Consider the following 20905-nt stretch of genomic DNA (forward strand, 5'->3'; position numbering starts at 1 on the left):
AGTTTGTTGTTTGCGGTGCGATCGCCCTGAATTACAATTCCTCGGTTTCAAAAGACATCTCCAAAAATTCTTGTGGGGTAGGCATCCTGCCTACCCTTTGAGATTCTTTTGGAGGAGATGTCTAAAGCCAATTACCAACTAAAACAAAAGGTGACCAAAAAAATGGATGATTGTAGGAGGGATGTCGCAGTAAATTTAATTGAGCTTGGCGCAAAGCATTGGCTTTGCTGGAAGGAGTGTTTGTTAGTTGCCGATAAAACTCTATCATTAGTTGGGCTGTTGATTCATCCCTGACAGACCACAGGGTAGCAAGGGTACTTCGCGCTCCCGATCGCAAAGCAACGCCTGCCAAACCCAAGGTAGCTCGCAAGTCACCATTAGCGGTTTGACAAGCGCTCAATACCAATAGTTCGATCGGATCTTTTTCGCTTCTTCCTCGGATTTGAAGTAGCTCGTCTAGTTCCTTAACGTTAATCCGTCCATCCCAAGTTAAAAGAAATGTTTCTTCCGGATTGGAACTAAACTGACCGTGAGTAGCGAGATGTACAACCCGAAAAGGTTTGGCTTCGATTTGATTTTTTAAAGCTGTGCGAGTGAATTGTTTGTTTAATAAAAGTTTAGAAACATTTATTTCTAAGGCTATTTGCTTGACTTCATGGGCTACAGATGGTAAAGCAGAAAACCCTTGTCTAGCTTCAGTTAGTCCTGCTGTTAAGGCATTGAGTTGTTCTTTATTGAGTGTTTGTGGCTCTAGCAGTTGCAATCCGGAGCTGAGAACAACTGCGTATTGTTCGATCAGATATTGCTTACCATCGTAAAGAGCCGCCATCGGAATATTCCGCAATAATCCATCAGGGATAAATATTAAAGTTTTAATATTGTGAGTCTTCAAATCGGTTTTGGCAGGTTGAATCAGCCAATTAAAAACTTCCTGAGCGTAACGCAGGCGTTCTTTGTCGGAAAATTCGGGATTCAGGGATGAATAGAGCTGCTTTAAAGTTTTTTCCATTTCTGCTTTAGGTATTTTGGTAGCGTAGTGTCGTAGCGGTCGATCGGGAATGGAAAGAATCACTTCTATGCGATCGGCCAAAATGATGGGATAAATTACAGCAGCTGTAGGGTCGATTTGGTCAATTTGTACGGGATTTGCATCCAGGCAAGCATCTTGGAAAAAATTATCGAGTTCTGCTAATTGTAGTGCTTCTATGACTTGACGAGCCGTTTTGAGGTCGTCTTGAGTCGCGTTTTCTTGTAGCAAAAGGTCTACGAATTCCCGATGAATTGGTTCGACATTTTTGGTAAAGTTAAGCTGAATATCGGAGTCGATACCGATCAGGTCGCTTCGTAAAGCTTGGAGTGCTTTAAAGGCTTCTTGATAAGCAGCGATCGCTTCTTCCCGTTTGCCTTGCTGCTTGAGTAAATGACCGACTTGCCAAGCAGTGCGAGCTATTAATTCGTTCGAGTTTGTCTGTTTTGCAATGTAGAAAGCCTGTTGTGCAAGTGTTTGTGCTTCTTTTGTTTGCTCTTGTTGTGCGTACAGCTGGCTGAGTCGATCGAGTGCATAAGCTTCCGCAGTAGAGTCTTGCAGTTGGCGGGATAACTGTACGGCTGTACCCAAACTGGTAGCAATCTCCTGCAAGAATTTTGCTGGCAGAGTTTTTGGCTCTCGAACTGCCAATTTCATTAAACTTTCTGCAAAATTGACGCGAATGTAAATAGCTTGACGACCGACGGTCAGGCTGGCAATTTTAGATTCAATCTCAGGTAAAAGGGCGATCGCTTCTTCTGTTTTGTTTTCTTCTACCCTTAAACTGAATAGGTTAACGAGAGCTTGAGTTTGTAATAAAGGATTGCTACTGATTTGGGCTGCTTTTTGATAGTAATCTAAAGCTACTCTGGGTTCTCCGTATTCCCTGGCGACGTTACCTATATCGAGGAATGTAGCAGATCGATCGTTATCGTTTCCGGTACTCCGACTTACTGCTAAACTTTGTTTTAGCACTTCATAAGACTGTCGCAGATCGCCGATTAATTGTAGAGCGATTCCTAAACTCCGCAATCCGCTTGCTTTCAATTTGTTATCTGGTTGAGTTTGAATTTCTTGTAAATTTTCTTGCAAAATAGAGCGAGCCTGTCGGTGATTTCCTAATATTCGTAGTGCTTGGGCTTGATTGATGCTACTGCCGATAATACCTGTTTGATTTGCTGCTTGTTTGTAGGCAGATTCTGCTTGTATCCAAGTATCTAAAGCTGCTTGAGTTTGTCCTGTCTTTATTTGTAAATTTCCCTGGGCGTTAAGGGCTTGTCCCAGTAAAGATAAGCCTTGTCGGTTGAGTTTACCCTGACTTTTGAGCAATTGCAGGCTGCGATCGACTGCGGCGCGAGAAAGTTGGGCTTGTCCCAGGTCTTGATAAGCTAAAGATAAATAGTTTAATACGGAGACTTGAGGGAGAATAGCACTTTCAGCTTCAAAAGCTTTGGCGGCTTGTTGCCAAAGGGCGATCGCATCTTGATAGCGTCCGGCTTGATAGAGTTCTCTTCCCTGTTCTACAAGTTGTCTGGGTGCTGAAGTTTGCTGTGCGATCGGGACTCTATCGTTAGGATAAGTAACGTAGGGAAACATTACCGTTACTGAAAATAGAGCCAAGCATCCCAATCCGATATTCCAGAAAGATCGCAATAAGCTTTTTTTCAAATTCATTGTTGGTTTATAGTGTATGGCAGTTTTAGTGTAATTATAAATTTACCATAGTATTCAGGGAATCATTTGGGTAGGACAATTATAAATTCTGTCCCTTGGCCATATACGGAATTAAAAGTGATTTTTCCACCGTGTTTATCTTCTATAATTTGACGGGAGATAAATAAACCCAAACCCGTACCCTGCCCGACACTTTTAGTAGTAAATAAATGGTCGAAAGCTCTTTGTTTGACTTCAGGAGTCATCCCAATTCCATTATCTGCTATTTTAATAGTGACTGAATTAGTATTTGGCTCTATTCCCGTGGAAATAGTGATTCTACTAGGGTGAGTTTGCATCCCTACAAAAGTGCGATCGCGATGGGATTCTTCTAAAGCATCGATCGCATTAGCTAGCAAATTCATAAAAACTTGATTAAGTTGTCCGGGATAACATTTAATTTCTGGTAAAATGCCATAGTTTTTGATTACTTCAATGGCAGAGTGCTGCGACTTTGCTTTCAGTCGATGCTTGAGAATTAGTAAAGTACTATCCAGCCCATCATGAATATTAAAAGTGACTTTCGTATCGGTATCAGATCTGGAAAAAGTTCGCATCGATTGACTGATTTCCTCGATCCGATTAGTTCCTTCCTGCATCGAAAGGAGCATCTGGGGAAAGTCTTCTAGTAAATAATCCAATTCAATCGCGTCTATTTCTTTGAGAATTTCTGGAGCGGGATTGGGATAGTATTTTTGATAAAGTTTGATGACGTTAATTAAATTATGAGTGTACTCGTTAGCGTGTTTTAAATTTCCAACTATAAAGCCAACAGGGTTATTAATTTCATGCGCTATACCTGCTACTAGCTGACCTAAAGAAGACATTTTTTCATGCAGTACTAAATGTGCTTGAGCCTTCTTAAGTTCAGCAGTACGTTCTTCAACTTTTTTTTCTAAAGAAGCATTTAATTCGTGCAGTTGTGCATTTTTTTCAGCCAATTCTTCTGTTAAAAAATGTAATTTTAGGTGCATCTTAATGCGAGCCAATACCTCTTCTTGCTGAAAAGGTTTAGTAATATAATCTACTCCTCCGAGTGAAAGACCTTTTACTTTATGTTCTGTATCTGCTAAAGCAGTCATAAAAATAACAGGAATTCTTTGAGTAGTAACATTTTCTTTGATGCGACGGCAAGTTTCAAAACCATCAATACCGGGCATCATCACGTCTAGCAAAATCAGGTCTGGAGTAACTTCAGCCAGTTTACCAAGTGCATTTTCACCATCTTTAGCAACAAGGACTTTAAATCCAGAACTTCTTAGAAAGTTAAATAAAACTTTTATATTAGTGGGATTATCGTCTACGACAAGAATCGTGATATGTTCGCTGTTTTTCATATTTTTAAAGTTGAAAGAGAGAGGTAATTGGATAATAATTGAGTTACTTGTTGACTGGATAAAGGCTTAGAGAAGAAAAACCCTTGACCGAATTCACACCCTAAATCTTTCAATTTTTCCAATTGTTCGTTTGTTTCTATTCCTTCTGCTACTACATCCATATCTAAATTATGAGCTAAGGAGATAATTGTTTGTACAATTGCTGTTGTGTCGGAACTAGAACCTAAACCGCTGATAAAGGAGCGATCGATTTTGAGAGTATCTATCGGGAAAATATGAAGGCGACTTAATGAGGAATAACCAGTGCCGAAATCATCGATACAAAGTTTAATTCCTTGGCTGCGAATTTGCTTCAAAACATTAGTACCTGCGCTAGCAGTTTGTAAAAAACCGCTTTCTGTAATCTCTAATTTTACAGATGATAGAGATAAACCGCTTTGGCCACAAATTTGAATGATTTTTTCAACTACTCCTGGTTGTTGCAGTTCAGTAGCAGAAAAATTGACATTTACGGTAAGTGCAACGTTAAACTGTTCTTGCCAAATTTTTAATTGTTGACAAGCTGACTGCAATGCCCATGTATCTAAAATTTGAATTAATCCTATTTCTTCTGCTATGGTAATAAATTTTGTAGGGCTAATAAAACCATGCTGAGGATGTAGCCAACGACTTAAAGCTTCAAATCCAACAACTTTTTTGTCTTGAATAGAAAAAATCGGCTGATAATAAAGACAAAATTGTTCTTGTTCGATTGCCTGACGGATGTCGGTTTCCAATTCAATTCGTTCTAAAGCTTGAGATTGCATTTGAGGTGTCAGTACAGTATAACATCCTTTTCCGGATTGCTTTGCTTGATACATAGCGATATCAGCATCTCTTAAAATCGCCGTAGAACTATGATAGTCTAATATAGAAAAAACAATACCTATACTAGCACTAATTATAACTTGATAGTTGCCGAGCAAAAAAGGACGTTGTAACTCTTCTAAAAGATCAGCTGCTGTTGCTTCTACTGTTTGTAGATCTTCTGCTTCTGTTAGTATTATTAAAAATTCATCACCTCCCAACCTTGCTATTTCTCCTTTAGAACCAACGCAGATTTTTATCCTGATGGAAACATTTTTAATAAATTCATCTCCTACTAAATGGCCAAAACTATCATTAATATTTTTGAAACGATCTATATCTAAAAATAAAACGGAATATTTTTTGACATTTTGGCTTGATTTTATTTTCAAAATTTCCGATAAACGATTCATCAACCAAGAACGGTTGTATAAACCTGTTAGTAAATCGTGATAAGCTTCATAAGCAAGCTGTTGTTCGCGCAATCGTAAATTGTGCAAAGTCAGAGAAAGTTCCTCTGTTCGTTTAGCGATTCGATGTTCTAATTCTTGATTTAATTGTTGTAATTCGTCTTCAATAGCTTTCCGATTAGCAATTTCTTGAGTAAGAAGTTCGTTTTTTTCTTGGAGGTTGCGCGTTAAAGACCTTAGCCTAAGATGCAAGCGGATTCGGCTTAATAGTTCATCTTTTTGTAATGGTTTTGTAATGTAATCGACTGCACCTAAATTTAAACCTTCTACTTTGTCTTTAACATCAGATAAAGCTGTTAAAAAAATAACTGGAATTTCTTTAGTACCTGGGTTAGCTTTTAGATAACGGCAGACTTCAAAGCCATCCATATCAGGCATTCTTATATCTAATAAAATTAAATCTGGATTGATATACTGTAGTTTTTCAAGAGCATTTTTTCCATTTATTGCCACTAAAATTTTATAGCCCGATTCTTTGAGAAACCCAAATAATAGCTTTAGGTTCGTTCGGTTATCGTCAACAATTAAAATTAATCCAGATTCTGAACTATCCATCGGGCCTATAATAGTTGACTTAGTAGTAACATTTTAACTGATTTTCCTGAAGTAGAGGTTAATTTTTTATTTTATTCATATCTTGTAAATAGCCGAAATAGCCTTTGGCTAAAGCTTTTAAGGAAACACAAAATTTTACTTTCCAAAAATAGAAATCTTTTTTACTATTTCTTTAAATAATTTGTTTAATTTGTAAATCAAATTAACATAAATAAATTTAAGTTATTGTAACTTAGTTAACTAAATCAAAAATAATTCGATCGCGAAAGTCTTGAGCTAACTCAACAAAACGATCGCCAAAGTAAATATACTCATTCTCTAGTTGTTTGAGGGCCAAAACCGCCGATTTGGCAGCTTGGTACGGTGATATTAGTTTTTTTCTAACTTTTAGTTCCCCTCTTGCTCGCTCGCGGAGTGCTTTTCTATCCATTGTAAAATCCCTCTATCATCAAAATTATGAGCTAGTTCTACGATTCGTTGGCAAAAAGAAGCGTATTTGGGATCTAGCCGTTCCAGACGCTGAGCTTCCAATTCTATTTCCTCAATATCACCGATAGTGGCTGCTCGTCGTAAAGTTTCTAACTCCCGATAAGAAGGCGCAACAATTTTGAGAACTTCTTCTGTTTGCACTTGGCTGTCTGCTTTATTAGGATCGACTATCCATCTTACACCTAGACTGCTTCTCAGTTTTTCTAAAAGCTCTGGGAGCTGAATTGGTTTGGAAATAAAATAGTTACTGCCTGCAAAAAATGTTTGCTTTTTATTTTTAGAAGACGTACTAGCGGATATAGCAATAATCTCAGTATTTTTAAAACTTGGGATCGTTCTAATTTGCCGAATCATTTCAAAGCCATCCATTACAGGCATCACTAAATCTGTGATAATTAGATCTGGTTTGCCGATCGCAACTTGTTCTAAACCTTCCGAGCCATTACTTGCTTCAATCAGGTCAAACCCTATCGGTTTGAGAAAACCGACGATAATATCGCGGCTTTCGGCTTGGTCATCTACTACTAATATCTTCGCAGATTGCCTGCCTGTAAAACCAATTACTGCCTCCGCTTTAGTAACTTCGATCGCTTGTATTTTTTCAGATATTTTCTCCAGGTTTAACTCAAAACTAAACACGCTACCGACACCCACTTCGGAAGATACTTCTAGTTTTGAACCCATCATTTGGACGATATTGTGACTGATGGCAAGTCCCAAACCAGTTCCTTCTGCTTTGCGTCGATTCTCTCCTACCTGCTCGAAAGGTAAAAAGATTTTGTCAATCTGTTCGTTTGTCATTCCCACGCCAGTATCTTCAACTTGGAAGCGAATTTTCACAGTTTGTCTTTCTACCTTACTGACAGATCTATCGACTACGATCGCTTTGAATGTGACCGAGCCAACGTCAGTAAACTTAATCGCATTGCCCAGCAGATTAATTAAAACTTGTCTTAAACGTTTCTCATCTGCACGCACTTGTTGAGGTAAATCTGGTGAAAACTCTACCTGAAAAATCAGATCTTTTTGCTCCGCTTTAATACGGCAAATTTCTGCTACAGTTGTCAAAAAACTCGACAAATACAAATCGCTTTCATAGATTTCTAATTTCCGGGCTTCGATTTTAGCTAAATCCAAAAGGTCGTTAATAAGGTTTAGTAAATGGGAACCGCTTTGATAAATAATATTTATGCCCTTTTGGTCTTCTTTACTTAGGGTTCTAGAACGCTGCAAGATTTGCGCGTAGCCTAAAATTCCGTTTAGAGGTGTTCGCAACTCGTGGCTCATGCTAGCTAAAAAGTCGCTTTTGGCTTGGTTTGCCGCATCAGCAGCTTGTTTAGCTATCTCTAATTCTTGAGTCCTCTCCTTAACTTTCAATTCTAGGGTTCGCGAGTAATCAGCTAATTGTTGATTGACTTGTAATAACCTTTCGTTAGCTTGTTTTAGTTGTTGTTGATTGTGATAATTACTAATTAAAATGGCTGCTGAACCCAACGCCACGAATGGAGAAAATACGGGGATAACCCAACCTTGTAAAAAAGCAATATAACTAATTCCACATAGCAAGCTACCTGCAATACTAATGCTCAAAATTGTACTACCTAAAAATACATTTCTTTTCAACCAAAACCGCTGTAAAATGTTCCAAGTTAGAATCGTACTGATGCCAGACCAAACAAAAATCCAGATTTGATTGAAACTTCTATCCCAAACTCGCAACAAATGGCGTCCTTCTAAAGCTGCACTGACAATTTGGCTGGCTAAGTTGGCATGAATCACCACACCCGGAGTATAAGAAGGATCTTTAAATATGGTACTGCTGTAGGGCGTATGGAAAAGGTCGTTGAGACTGGGAGCCGTAGCACCTATGAAAACGATGCGATCGCGCATTAAATCCGGTGGAATGCGGTTGTTCAACACATCCGTCATGGCTATGCTGGGAAAATTTTCCAGTCCGCCTCGATAGTTAATTAAAACTTGGTATCCCCCGGCATCTTGATCTACATAACCTCCTTCATCGCCTCGCAAGGGAAGAAAAACTGCTTGACCCAAGCCAATTTTGTTTTGTTTGGGATTGAGAACTTTTAGTTCGATTTTTTTTGACTTTAGGTACATTAAAGCTAACTTAACTCCCAGTCCTTGCCGGTCTCGGCGAGTGTGCAAATTTTTCACGGGCATAAAGGCGCGACGCACTTTGCCATCTCCATCGAGAGCTAAGTCAGATGCCCCTACTTGATGGCGTTCCGCTAAAATCGGTGGCGGCGCGATCGTCGTTGGTGTAATTTTCTCAATGCCGATTAAGTTTGGGGTAGATTTGTAGAGGGCCACCAATTCTTGATGTCCCGGTTCCACTGGCAAATCGCGATATAAATCTAAGCCGATCGCCGCAGGCTGCTGAGCTTTAATGTTTCTTAACAGTTGCGTCAGGGTGCGATCGGACATAGGCCATTGACCTACTGCATCAATATCGGTTTCGTCTACAGTGACAATAACGATGCGAGAATCAACGCCCTCTGGCGGACGCAGGCGAAAAAACTGGTCGAGAGTTACCCATTCCAATAGTTGCAAAGCCCCAGTAGCATTGCCGACAATTACAGCTACTGCGACAGTAGGAGCGATGACAAGGATGCCTTGCCATCGCTTTATCAATTTTCCGATCTGATGCCACATCGACTACAGCTGTTCGGTCAAAGGCTGTTGGCTTAAGTCTTTAAGCCCCACTTGCTCCAAGAGTTCCACCCATTCTTGTCTGACGGTAGCATCTTCAGGCCGCGCCAGACGAGCTGAACTTAAAATAGTCAGGGTATCATACCAGATGCCTGACTTGCCGTACAGAGCTGCTAACTGGATCTCAGTCAGAGATTCATTAGCTTCTGGAGCCGGAACCCGCTTCACCCATCCCCTCACAGCATAAGAATCTGGAAGCAACGTTTCTTGTGACCGAATAAAACTCACCGACCATTGGTAGGTTTTGCCGATTTCTAAAGCTGGTGCGTTTTCCGGAAGCTTAATCGCAATGACTCCTCCGGTTTTGTTCAAATCGAAAGTGGTTTGGAAATGATACTGGCGGTCTTCGCTGTACAAGCTAAAGAAAATTTGCTTGTAAGAAGTCTGGGGAATGTAGACAAAAAAGGTGGGTCGTTCGGCTCCCGTCCTACCTATATTGCTACTGGGTATTAAAGGGGTTGGGTTGAGAAGTTGTTCGCTACGAGAACCGCCCGCCATTGTTCTGGTAGGGGCGTTGTCGTCTGGAGAAGAAAATCCGATTTCGCCGCGAGAACCACCCCCCATTGTTCTGGTGGGCCCGTTGTCGTCTGGAGAAGAAAATCCGACTTCGCCGCGAGAACCACCCCCCATCGTTCTGGTGGGCCCGTTGTCGTCTGGAGAAGAAAATCTGATTTCGCCACGAGAACCACCCCCCATTGTTCTGGTGGGCGCGTTGTCTTCTGGAGAAGAAAATCTGATTTCACCGCGAGAACCGCCCCCCATTGTTCTGGTGGGCGCGTTGTCTTCTGGAGAAGAAAATCTGATTTCACCGCGAGAACTACCGCCGAGCGCCTGACGCGGAACTTCATCGGTAGGTGCTTCGTACTTAACGCTGACTATTTTGGGAATGCGATCGAAAGCTCGAGCCTCAAAACTCCAAGCCGTTCCCCCGCCAACAATGACAGATGAAGCAATTACCAGTAAACTTGCTAATCGATAATTTCTCCCTGAGATATTTTCCCTAGAGTAGCTGGTTTCCATACCCTGAAATCTCCTTGCTTGTTTCAGGTTAAACATTACGATTTGTGATACCCTGGCTCTAACATTTTACAGCATTAATTGATTTTTTATGTTTTCCTGCGCTCTTTAGTATAGCTTTTTGAGGAACTTGCGAAATTTAATTAAATCTTTAAAAAAAGCAATTTTTCCGTAATTTAAATTTATTTGTATTTTTAATTACATTTATCCAACGCAGTTTTAGCTTACACCAAGTTGTATTCATTCAGCCAACTATGTTTGCCTTCTGCTCCTAAAACAATCTAAATCTACTATTTTTAAAAGCAACTCGATATTATTCTTTTTTGATAGCTTGAAGAGTGGGGGAGTGGGGGGTCTGATGGAGCGGGAGAGTGGAAAAAATGGCTCTCCCGTTGTTGTGGCGATCGTAAAAACTAATTCAATCGTAGGGTAGGTTAGGTAGGGGCGATCGCTTCAGTAGACATCTCCTGTAAAAGAATCTCAAAGGGCAGGCAGGATGCCTACCCCACAAGAATTTTTGGAAATGTCTGGTGCTTTCAAGCAATAATTAATTGCCCGTGCTGTCACCCACCATCCGGCCTATCTGTAATACAAACAAACATTTTCCACGATAAACGCGAAAGACTCATAAACTAGAAAAGGCAGATTTTAATAGCGATCGCACTGCTATTGCCAAACTACCGACAGCTCGACTTAGTTATGTAATTGCTAGCGTCGCTAACATTGGCGTATAGTTCTACCTGGCCATTAGCATTCACCCGCCAACTCGTAGCTTCTACTAAGGGAGGCTGTTGCTGACGGAAAAGTTTTGAATCTAACTGCCTGTTAGTGCTTCTGAAAGTTGGCTGGGTGTAGTCGTTCCAGTCCGCCCAAACCTCGAAACTGGAAATTGGTAGGGTGGGGTCTTCCGACAAACCGCCGCGACCGGCAACTGTGAAGCTATTGTTTTTATCGGGAGTGCAAGCGGCGACGACTTGTTGGGTGGGGTCTACAGGATTTTGGGGTAATTCTATCAGTGCGCCAGTAGTATTAACTTCCGGACTGTTGATATTAATGCTGCCGGAAACTCCCAGTTGCGAACTGGCGGTGATTTGGCTGTCGGGGGAAGCGAATAAACCTTGAGAGTTGATTTGGATATTGCCGCCTGTACCTTGGAAGGCATTGGCGTTGACTTCGCTGCCCTCCAGGATGGCGAAAGTGTTGGCGTTGATGGTGAGGTTGCCGCCGTTACCGGTACCGCCAGCTTGGGTGGAGATTTGACTGGCGCGGCGCAGTTGCAGGAAGTCAGTGGTGATGTTGATGTTGCCGCCTTCACCGGATTCAGTCTTAGCCGAGATATTGCCTACCCTGTCGAGGAGGATAGAACCTGCGTTGATGTTGACGTTGCCTGCGATACCCGTACCCTCGTTGGCAGCGCTGACTCTTGCGCCGTCGGAAATGGTGAGGCGAGGGGTGTTGATGGTGACGGTGCCGGAGTTTCCAGAGGGTGTATCTGGTAGTCCGAAACGTTTTCGGAAGGCTTCAGTCTGTATAGGAGCATCAGATTGTATTCCAGAGGGAAGCCCCCCTCTCTCTGGCTTACCACTAACTTCTACAGAATCAGACGCATTAATAATTAGATCTCCTGCTGAACCGCTGTTTAAAGTTGAAGTGCTAATAATTCCTCCATCCCTGACTACAACTCTTGATGTATTAATAGTTACATTGCCAGCATCGCCAACAGTAATAGTTGCGCTTCCAATAGAAGCTGGCTGCAAATTGTTTTGTATTATTCCGCTTACAATTACAGATTCAGCAGCATTTATCGTTACATTTCCAGCTTTTCCAGTACCACCAGCACTGGGGGCTGCTAAAACACCACCATTGGACACAGTTAAATTCTGGGTTGAAACTATGATATCTCCTGCATTTCCAGAGCTAAAACTTCTAGCACTAAGCAGACTCCCAATACCAGGATTAAGCGTTGAAAAATCACTTACCTCTACATATTCAAAGGCATTAACAGTTAAATTTCCACCTTTTCCATTGGCAAAACTTCTACTTAGAATTGCTCCTCCATGAGATATAATCAACCTTCTACTTAAAATGGTTATTTCTCCGCCTTGGCCTTCTTCTATAGTTTCATTAATTAAGCTGCTGCGGAATGTAGCATTTTTGTTAACTCCATTTAATTCTAATAAATCGGATGCACTGACTATAATGGTTCCTGATGTTTGTTTTCCTTGATTTTGAATCAAGGCTATAGAACCATCTGTTAAGTTGACTTGCCTGCCTACAATCTGGATAGACCTACTACCTTGCCCACTTGCATCTACAGCCGCTTGTTGAGATAGGTTGATATCTCCGAACTCCTGTACTTTTTCATAGCCCAAAATCCAGCCAGAATTAGTTTCTCTAATACTTACTTCACCCGTACCAACCCCACCCAACTCAATTCGGCCTTTCTCTGCCGTCACTGTACCGCCATAAAAATTAATATTCCCCCCAACTAAGACTAAAGTTTGACCGGGTTTCACACGGAGACCACTTGTACTTTCACCTCGATTAATTGGCGACGCTGTTGGGTTTTGAGCAGTGAAGCTGTGACCTGTACCTTGTACTTGAATTGTTCCTATATTCTGTTCAAATTGCAAGCCAATAGGAACACTAACTGTTAGCAAAGTTGGTGCTTGAGGAGCAATAGCACTGAAGGAGTTACCATCAGAGAATTGAATACTGTTTCCTGTAGAGCCAATAAAAGAGCCGCCAATATTTAACCGTGCATTCAGACCAAAAATGATGCCACTAGGATTTAGTAAAAATAAATTAGCAGTTCCGTTAGTGCGAATTGTTCCATCAATATTAGATACTTTCCCACCCGTAACGCGACTAAAAATATTTTGAATATTACTGCCATTATTAAAAAATGCTTCCGTACCGGTAGGAAAAGAAAATTCCTCAAAGCTGTGAAAAATATTACTTCCTGCTACTGTTCCACCATTGATAATTAAAGTATTATTATTAGGAACAACTATTGAATTATTGGGGAGAGTATCATCGGGGATAATTTGTGCATTTACTTGACCGGAAAAGAAACTAAGCGGTAAAGTTAGCAGAATAGCATAGTGCAATATTGAGGAGAAAGCTTTGCACAAACTTGAAGGACTATGCTTGCTAATGTGACTGATTAGCATGATAAAATCTGATAATTTACTAGCATCTTAGCATTTCTAAGTTATTACTAGGTTAAAGTTGAGAAATTTTTTGACTGCTAGCTAATTCCGCAGGTCGAGTTAGCACCTATATTAAGTCTCAGCGTATCGCTTCCATAGAGACAGTAGTGGGCGATACACTTGTATTATCTGATGATTCCAGAAGTTGCGGCTGTTACTGAGGATGGACAAAGAGGTGGAATGCCATAGAGCTCGCGCACTTCCTCTAGGGGCATATCCACGACTTCCCAGAAGTTCCAATGATCGGAAAGGTCTACTTTGCAGGCTAGTCCTCGCTGCAACGCCTGCATCACTAAAGGAATATCGAATAGCCCCTCGCAGGCATCTGCTTGGGGAGTGATTTTGATCGCCCAGTGAAAGTGCAAAATCGAAAACAGCAGAAACATAAAGCCATCTTTGCGAGTATAACCTGCTTGAAAAGCACCAACTAGAATTTCACCAATTGGCTCGGTATTGTAACCTGAGAGGATATGACTGAAATCGTGATAGACAAATCGTTCTGGAATGCCACCCAGCTCTCCTGGAAAAATTATACATTGCTTGGTGAAGTATTCCCAAAAGATACGGCCTAAAGTGCCCTCCGGTAACAGACCTAGTTTGCGGAACCTCCATGCTAGATTGATGTCTTTCCCTCCTGTCTTAAAAAGCGTGGGCTGCACAAGGTTTATTAGCCCTATGATACCCTCTTCTTGATAAGAATCTCTTACGAGTTGGCCCATAACATGGCCTATCACATCCATTTGCACGAGAAGTTTATAACCCCTTGCTACCTCATACAGCACTCGTAAACCAGGCTCTTTAACAGAAAAGGCTATAGCTAAGGCTTTTAAATTTTTTAGTTGCTGAGGGAGTCGGTGGATAGTATGTTTACCTTCAACCAATGTCATCACTATTGCCATTTGCACCAACCACTTACGCTGACTGGGTTCAACGATAAGTTGGGCAATTTGAGACGGAGCCACAGGCGATGATACAATTTGGTTATTTTTTCTACCTCGATGCAGATCGCTTAGAACCTGTAAAAACTGCTGTTCGCGTAGCGTTAATGCTTGTGGATTTGCAGCGACGGTTGTCATTGCTTGCAGCATTAAGGGTAATTCCCGACTTGAAAAACTAGGAATATACATGATAAATTTCCTGAAGTTGTTAATGTATCTAACAATTTATCTGTGAAGCCTAAATAGAAGAGTTGTAGGCTATTTACCGATAAAAATTGGCTTTTCAGTCTACTCTTGATGCTTTTTTATCGGTTGCACAAGTAGTTTAACTTGCTCCAACAGAAACGTTTATTAGCATCGGTGAAGATGCGGGGGTAAGGCCGAGTGCCACGTCCCCCCAACGCATAACTATTGCTCCAGCAGTAGATGTTCCGCCGAAGGTGTAAATAAGAACAAGATCATTTTCACGAATTTTACTCAATTGAGAAGCGTGGTAAAGATTAACAATTGGAGATGCGGCTCCAATATTCCCGTATACAGGGTTGGGGTTAATTGTGCGCTCAGGGTCGATTCCTAATGCCTGTGTGTAAACACTTGAATACCAAGCAGTGTTTGTATTGAAAACAAAAAAGTCAATTTCATCGAGTGTCACACCAGCATGAGCGATAGCATCTTCACAACACAAGCGACAAAATTTTACAAACACATCGCTAAACATTTTATTAGCTTTATTTCCTGCCCGAATAAACATTCGTGGATTGCCATGAGAATCTACAGCAAGTTCATTAAAGAAAGCATGACAAGTTTCAGAACTATGAATAATTTTGCTGCTGAGAATACCTTGGTTTGTTTTGAGTTTTCCAACTACAAAAGCTCCGGCACCATCACCTACTAAAAATGAGAGTGTATCATTTTCATCAATGAAACGAGAAAACGCAGATGATGCTACTACCAACACATTACAGTATTCTCCCGTTCGTACTAAGGAACAAGCAGTTTGGAGTGCAACTAGGCTACTCGTGCAAGTTGAATCAAGGTTCCATGCAGCCCCCTGTAAACCTAATTTACCAGCTAAAAAGGCAGCATTTCCTGGTACTATTTGCTCTGGAAACATTGAGGTAACGAGCATTAAATCGATGTCTTCAGGAAAAAGTTTTGCTGCTTCAAGTGCTTTCATCGCTGCATCATATTCCAAAGTCAGCGAAGATTCATCAAGACCAAGTACTCGCCGTTCTACTGCACCTCGAAAAGGATCGGACAGATAGGGATTCATTGCCTTAGCCCACAAATCAACGTCTTTGTTGTTGAGTGATTCAGCAGGAGAAAATGCCCTTGCTAAGCTTTTGTGTTCAGCCTTTTCTACCAATTCAGGATAATTTTGACGAAAATAATTATTTGTCCTTATAGTCTTAGGAAAACTAACAGCAATAGACTTAATACCCACAGGTATTTTCATAATAAAAATGCTCCTTTTTCAAAACAATTATGTCCTTTATTTACTGAAAGCAACTATTTTTTACGCGCTCATTAGTCCAGTAAACAGCGGTAATCAAGCTTTGAATTTGACTATTAATGGGTACGCTCATTCCAAACAAAAAGCAATTATTTCGGTTTACAACCAGTAACAATACTCCAATAGCCAGTGCTAGGCTTTACTTCGATTTCAGTAAAACCAACTTCTGCTAACATGGCAGACAATTCAGCACCTGAATATTGCTGTCCCTGCATCCCTACAAGCATTCCTACATTGTATGCAGCAACCGTAAACGGGCCTTTTTTAGAGTCGTCATAGAGCATTTCATGGATAATAATCCGACCACCAGGTAACAAGCTTTCAAAACTTTTTTGAGTTAAAAACTGCCCTTGTTCTGGCGACCAATCGTGATATATATCCGAGTAAAAATGCAGATCTGCTGGTGGAAAAGAATCCTTCCACATATCACCTACAAAAGTTCTAACTTGACTCTGCAAACCATAGCGCGTAACGAACTCCTGAGCTACTTCACAAACAGGTTGCAAATCGAAGACAGTAGCCTGCAATTGAGGCCATTTCAATACAACGCCAATCGAGTGAGCGCCTGACCCTCCAGCAATATCTAATAATTGTTTATACTCGGATAAGTTTAGCAATTCTGGCCAAGCTAATGCTGCTCCCATACTGTGGCCGTGCATTCCATAGGTGAAGTTTCGTGCAGCAGCTACTTGCTCTTCAAAAGACTTGAATTGCCTGTTTTCAGCAAGTTGCTGAGAGTTGGTCAGTACGGCTTGCTTTAAACTATCAAATGATGAGACTAATTCATCATTTACAATCATCAAATCCAAAAAACCACCGAAATATGTATGGCTGTTTTCCAACAGATATTCTCTGGCTAGCAAAGTTAGGCAATAAGAGTCTTCTGTCACATCTATTAATCCTATAGATGTAAGTACGCTCAAAATAGCAAAAGCTGGACGGCTAGCAATCTTTAACTTGTCGCAGATTTCCCCAAAAGAAAGGGGTTTTTCAGCCAGAACAGAGAATAGCTTTAAGTTATGGGCTACAAGAAGAACTCGATGAGCTTGACCAGCTAACAAAATATTCCACAGTAGCCCTTCATCTGTCTTAGGTTTTTGAATGTTGACACAAGTTTGCTGACTCATTTTAACCTCCTATATGTTACTATTTAGAACTTTATGCAACTAAACTTTGAATCCGATTGCCGATTGGTGCAGGACAAGTCGGATCGATGATGACATCAACCACAAACGGCTTTTCCGATGCCATTGCTTCTTTCAAAGCTTTCTCAAGCTCAGATTCGCGTTCCACGCGAGTGCCATCAGCTCCCATACTCTTAGCCATCTGTACGAAATCTACTGAAGGAAATTCTGCATCCACACCATCAAACCCAAGTCTTGCCATACCTTGAGCGCACATATTGTAACGACCGTCGTTGAGAACAACCCAAACCGCAGAAATTTTATACTTAACCGCTGTGCTAATATCTCCGCCATTCATTAACATCGCCCCATCCCCAACGATCGCGACTGCTTTTTTATTCCGCACTAAAGCAGCGCCCAAAACGCCCGTCACCGCATGACCCATCGAGCCAAACCCAGTGCTGACTCGATAGCGTCCCGGTTCGGTAAACCGCAATTTATTGGTTGTCCACGCAAAGGAATTTCCCGCCTCTGCGATCGTTAGCGCATCACTTCCATCAACAACGACTCGCTGAATTGCTTGCATCAATACTTCCGGTCTGATTAGCCCAGTATCGCGGGGGGTGAATAATTCTTGTGATGGCCAGGATTTTGGGATACGGCTAACGCTACGCTTCGCGAACGCTTTTGATGTTTTGGGATATTTCTGAAGGCACTTGAGTAACTTATTCACAAATGCGTTCACATCAGATTTTATCGGTATCTTCTTGACCTTTGGATAGACAGTTTTTAGCACATCCGGGTTAAGGTCAACATGAATAAACTCCCCAGAGGGAGTCATTGCCGGACTCCAAGTGAATTCACCCAAGCGAGTCCCTAATACCAACACCCGTTCTGGCATTTCTTCCTGCATAGAAGCGATCGCAGACGCATTGCCGCCAAATCCTGTAACTCCGATAAATTGTTGGTCATCTTCCGGAAAAATTCCTTTACCACGGGGCGAACACATCACGACTGCCCCAGTTTCTTTAACGAGTTCGCGGATCTGATCGGTAGCACCCCGCGCCCCAAAACCCAGCCAGATCGCAAATGGTTTTTCAGATAGTATCTTGGCACACTCCTCGACCTCTTTCTCAGGAGCGATCGCAGAATGAAATAACCTTTTTTGGGGGATTGAGACATTACTCAAACTTAACTGGATAGCCGTGGGAACGCTGATATGAGCGACAAAACCACTAGGTTGCACTAACCCTTCCTCTAACTGCCAAAATACTTCTGACAGTTGCTTGACATCCTCCAAAATTTTTGCATAATGAAACAGCGCTCCCGAAGTAAAAATCCCTTCTATTGGCATCGTATAAGGGCTAGTTTCTTGAAAAGCTAACCTACCTCGTTGTGCTGCTGAGGTAAAAGGCGAGATCAAAATCACTTTTGCCCCTTCCCAACGTGCCGCGAACATTCCCGTTAAGGCATTGGTAATTCCCGGCCCTGCTGTAGTAAAAACTGCTACAGGATCGCCACTGGCAAAATAAGCTTCGGTTGCGGCAAAAGCTGCACCCGATTCGTGCCGGAAGTGAATCACTTGAATGGAACTGTTTTCCAGCGCCGCCCACATAGGAGCGATCGCACCTCCCGAAACTCCAAACGCATACTTTACGCCCAATCTTTCGAGCATCTTAACCACAGCTTCAGCCACCGATTCACCAGCAAGTGACCGCTCGTTAAGCTGAGGGAATGCACCCAAACTTTCTCGATTATCGTTGGAATTTTTTTCGGAATTGATTGAGGGTATTTGCTGTTTTACAGCACTATCTGGGCTAACAAGCGTTTTTGTGTCCCAATCCAAATTTCTTTTTATCTCATCAATTTTTTTCCGCTCATTCGCAGATTGTTCGCCAACCGAGTTTGGCGTAATTAAAACGTTATTCATCCCCACACAACCAGCATCTTTTACGTAAACTGAACTATGAGTGTTTTGTCCGTCCCATCTCTTAGCGCGATCGCTTTAGAAATTTTTGGTTTGGTTTTTTCTCAGACTTTTTACATTATCTTCTCTTTTAAATAATGTCAACTAGCTATGGGCAGATTTTACCTTTTTTTAATCTTCCTTTTAAATAATAAAAAGCAAATTTTAAGCACGAAAAGGTTACTGCAAAATTGAATTTTTGCAGTAACCTTTTACAAAAAAATATTAGATGATTTTCTCCGATCGGAAATTACATAAAGATTGTTTCTTCCTCCGAAAACTTGACACGAACATACCCTCAAAAGAGTGAGGCGATCGACTGCGATCGGTTAGGGTACCGCAGCCGAGAAACTTAACCAAACTATTTCGATCGCGCTACAGCTATTGCTTTCTCATCATCGCCTCCTCACGCAACACGGTTTTCAAAATCTTTCCCGTTGCATTCTTAGGCAAAGAATCTACCAACTCGATCTTGTGGGGAACCTTATAATTAGCCATTCGTTCTTGACAAAAAGCCATCAATTCAGCTTCCGTAATAGATGCTCCCGCAAGTAACCGTACATTGGCATACACAACCTCACCCTTTATCCCATCAGCAACACCATAAACTGCCGCTTCCGCCACAGCCGGATGCTGATAGAAAATCCTTTCCACCTCGCTGGGATAAACCTTAAATCCAGACACATTAATCATGTCCTTCAAACGGTCAACCAAATAGAAATCTCCATCCTCATCCATATAACCGATATCCCCGGTATAAAACCAACCGTTTTTAAGCACCTTTGCCGTTTCTTCCGGGCGATTCCAATAACCCAACATGACGTTTGGCCCGCGAATGATAATTTCGCCCAATTCGCCAACGGGAACCTCTTCGCCGTTCTCATCTACCACCTTCATTTCCACATTGTCGATCGGCATTCCGATCGACCCTGTTTTATACTTCCAAGGATGGTTATAACTAGCGCATGGTGAAGTTTCTGTTAACCCGTAACCTTGATAAATCGGACGTCCGAATTTCTCTTCCCAACGCCGCACGATTTCCACTGGCAAATTCGCTGCCGCACTGAAATAATAACGAACAGAACGCCAGTTGAATTCATCCAAATTCTCTTCCAAAAGCTTCGCAAAAACAGTGGGAACACCGAAAAACATGGTCGCCCCTTCTTGCGCGATCGCCTGCATAACTCGCTCCAGTTTGAAGCGCCTTTGCAAGATAATAGTTGCCCCCGCATTTAATCCGCTATTCAAAATTGCATTCTGTCCAAAACAGTGGAATAAAGGCAAATAAAGCAACAACTTATCATTTGGTGTAATTCCGCAACTGTAACGCTGGGAGTGCATATTCGAGACCACATTGCCGTGAGAAAGTACTGCACCCTTGGGAAATCCAGTCGTTCCAGAAGTGTAAACAATTGTCGCTGGGTCTTTCGGTTCCATCTCTACACATTGAAAGATGGGAGAAGAAATTGCCATTAATTCTTCTAGTTTTAAACCCGTTGCATTGGGACTGTCTGTCAGCAACACCCGCCCCAAGTCAACTAAATCGCGATCGGGCACATTTGACCGCAACTTTTCAGTTGTAATAATCGCCTTCGACCCCGAATCGTTAAGGATATACCAAATTTCATCTCGCTTCAGCATTACGTTAATGGAAACCAACACAGCCCCCAGTTTTTGAATGCCGAAATAAGCAAAGATAAATTCCGGAATATTGGGCAAATACAAAGCTACGCGATCGCCTTTTTTGATACCCAAATTTTGCAATCCATTCGCGACTCGATTTGCCCTTTCATCGAGTTCTTCGTAACTGAAACATTGACCTTCAAAAATCAGAGCGGTTTTTTGAGGAAAAATGCGCCTCCCCCGCTCAATGTTCTGAGCGATGTTCATGGTTTTAGGAATAGGGAATAGGGGTTAGGGAATAGGGGCTAGGGAAGAGGGAAGAGAAAAGAAAAAAGAGGTGGAGACTTT

At 41.7% G+C, this 20905-nt stretch carries 12 protein-coding genes; all 12 read right to left on the reverse strand.

Annotated features, from left to right (window positions below; genetic code table 11):
- Nucleotides 1–121: 121 nt before the first annotated feature.
- The 12 genes from H6G03_RS15060 to H6G03_RS15115 all read right to left on the reverse strand — a co-directional run bounded on the left by H6G03_RS15060 (nucleotide 122) and on the right by H6G03_RS15115 (nucleotide 20824).
- The gene (locus tag H6G03_RS15060) at nucleotides 122–2701 is read right to left on the reverse strand and encodes a CHAT domain-containing protein (protein WP_190465181.1); all 2580 of its coding nucleotides are present in this window, start codon (nucleotides 2699–2701) and stop codon (nucleotides 122–124) included.
- Between the two features lie 62 nt (nucleotides 2702–2763).
- Nucleotides 2764–4077 (reverse strand): hybrid sensor histidine kinase/response regulator, encoded by a 1314-nt coding sequence (locus H6G03_RS15065; RefSeq protein WP_190465182.1) that lies wholly within the window; start codon nucleotides 4075–4077, stop codon nucleotides 2764–2766.
- Nucleotides 4074–5948: a two-component system response regulator gene (locus H6G03_RS15070; RefSeq protein WP_190465183.1), complete on the reverse strand. Its 1875-nt coding sequence runs from the start codon at nucleotides 5946–5948 to the stop codon at nucleotides 4074–4076. The genes H6G03_RS15065 and H6G03_RS15070 overlap by 4 nt, the downstream gene beginning before the upstream one ends.
- A 232-nt stretch (nucleotides 5949–6180) precedes the next feature.
- Nucleotides 6181–6378, reverse strand: a complete 198-nt coding sequence (locus H6G03_RS15075) for a hypothetical protein (protein WP_190465184.1) — start codon at nucleotides 6376–6378, stop codon at nucleotides 6181–6183.
- Nucleotides 6336–9107, reverse strand: coding sequence for a CHASE2 domain-containing protein (locus tag H6G03_RS15080; protein WP_190465185.1), 2772 nt, complete (start codon nucleotides 9105–9107; stop codon nucleotides 6336–6338). Before H6G03_RS15080 ends, H6G03_RS15075 begins: the two co-directional genes overlap by 43 nt.
- A gap of 3 nt (nucleotides 9108–9110) precedes the next feature.
- The gene (locus tag H6G03_RS15085; protein ID WP_206756630.1) at nucleotides 9111–10184 is read right to left on the reverse strand and encodes a DUF928 domain-containing protein; all 1074 of its coding nucleotides are present in this window, start codon (nucleotides 10182–10184) and stop codon (nucleotides 9111–9113) included.
- A 674-nt stretch (nucleotides 10185–10858) separates the two neighbouring features.
- Entirely contained in the window at nucleotides 10859–13354 is a 2496-nt protein-coding gene (locus H6G03_RS15090; protein ID WP_190465187.1) for a two-partner secretion domain-containing protein, read from the reverse strand.
- 164 nt (nucleotides 13355–13518) lie between these two features.
- On the reverse strand, nucleotides 13519–14520 hold the full coding sequence (locus H6G03_RS15095; RefSeq protein ID WP_190465188.1) for a hypothetical protein: 1002 nt from the start codon (nucleotides 14518–14520) through the stop codon (nucleotides 13519–13521).
- Nucleotides 14521–14656: 136 nt separating this feature from the next.
- Entirely contained in the window at nucleotides 14657–15787 is a 1131-nt protein-coding gene (locus tag H6G03_RS15100; protein WP_190465189.1) for a 3-oxoacyl-ACP synthase III family protein, read from the reverse strand.
- Between the two features lie 146 nt (nucleotides 15788–15933).
- Complete coding sequence (locus H6G03_RS15105) at nucleotides 15934–16971, reverse strand: methyltransferase (protein WP_190465190.1); 1038 nt, start codon at nucleotides 16969–16971, stop codon at nucleotides 15934–15936.
- 31 nt (nucleotides 16972–17002) lie between these two features.
- Nucleotides 17003–18898: a thiamine pyrophosphate-dependent enzyme gene (locus H6G03_RS15110; protein WP_190465191.1), complete on the reverse strand. Its 1896-nt coding sequence runs from the start codon at nucleotides 18896–18898 to the stop codon at nucleotides 17003–17005.
- A 417-nt stretch (nucleotides 18899–19315) separates the two neighbouring features.
- Nucleotides 19316–20824 carry a class I adenylate-forming enzyme family protein gene (locus H6G03_RS15115; protein ID WP_190465192.1) on the reverse strand — a complete coding sequence of 503 codons (1509 nt, stop codon included), beginning with the start codon at nucleotides 20822–20824 and terminating at the stop codon, nucleotides 19316–19318.
- Nucleotides 20825–20905 lie beyond the last annotated feature (81 nt).

Origin of the sequence: Aerosakkonema funiforme FACHB-1375 (assembly GCF_014696265.1) — a bacterium.
In the GTDB taxonomy this organism is placed as follows: domain Bacteria; phylum Cyanobacteriota; class Cyanobacteriia; order Cyanobacteriales; family Aerosakkonemataceae; genus Aerosakkonema; species Aerosakkonema funiforme_A.

Coding starts and splice junctions, on each gene's coding strand:
- H6G03_RS15060 (WP_190465181.1), bottom strand. CDS start 2,701: ATGAATTTGAAAAAAAGCTTATTGCGATCTTTCTGGAATATCGGATTG.
- H6G03_RS15065 (WP_190465182.1), bottom strand. CDS start 4,077: ATGAAAAACAGCGAACATATCACGATTCTTGTCGTAGACGATAATCCC.
- H6G03_RS15070 (WP_190465183.1), bottom strand. CDS start 5,948: ATGGATAGTTCAGAATCTGGATTAATTTTAATTGTTGACGATAACCGA.
- H6G03_RS15075 (WP_190465184.1), bottom strand. CDS start 6,378: ATGGATAGAAAAGCACTCCGCGAGCGAGCAAGAGGGGAACTAAAAGTT.
- H6G03_RS15080 (WP_190465185.1), bottom strand. CDS start 9,107: ATGTGGCATCAGATCGGAAAATTGATAAAGCGATGGCAAGGCATCCTT.
- H6G03_RS15085 (WP_206756630.1), bottom strand. CDS start 10,184: ATGGAAACCAGCTACTCTAGGGAAAATATCTCAGGGAGAAATTATCGA.
- H6G03_RS15090 (WP_190465187.1), bottom strand. CDS start 13,354: ATGCTAATCAGTCACATTAGCAAGCATAGTCCTTCAAGTTTGTGCAAA.
- H6G03_RS15095 (WP_190465188.1), bottom strand. CDS start 14,520: ATGTATATTCCTAGTTTTTCAAGTCGGGAATTACCCTTAATGCTGCAA.
- H6G03_RS15100 (WP_190465189.1), bottom strand. CDS start 15,787: ATGAAAATACCTGTGGGTATTAAGTCTATTGCTGTTAGTTTTCCTAAG.
- H6G03_RS15105 (WP_190465190.1), bottom strand. CDS start 16,971: ATGAGTCAGCAAACTTGTGTCAACATTCAAAAACCTAAGACAGATGAA.
- H6G03_RS15110 (WP_190465191.1), bottom strand. CDS start 18,898: ATGAATAACGTTTTAATTACGCCAAACTCGGTTGGCGAACAATCTGCG.
- H6G03_RS15115 (WP_190465192.1), bottom strand. CDS start 20,824: ATGAACATCGCTCAGAACATTGAGCGGGGGAGGCGCATTTTTCCTCAA.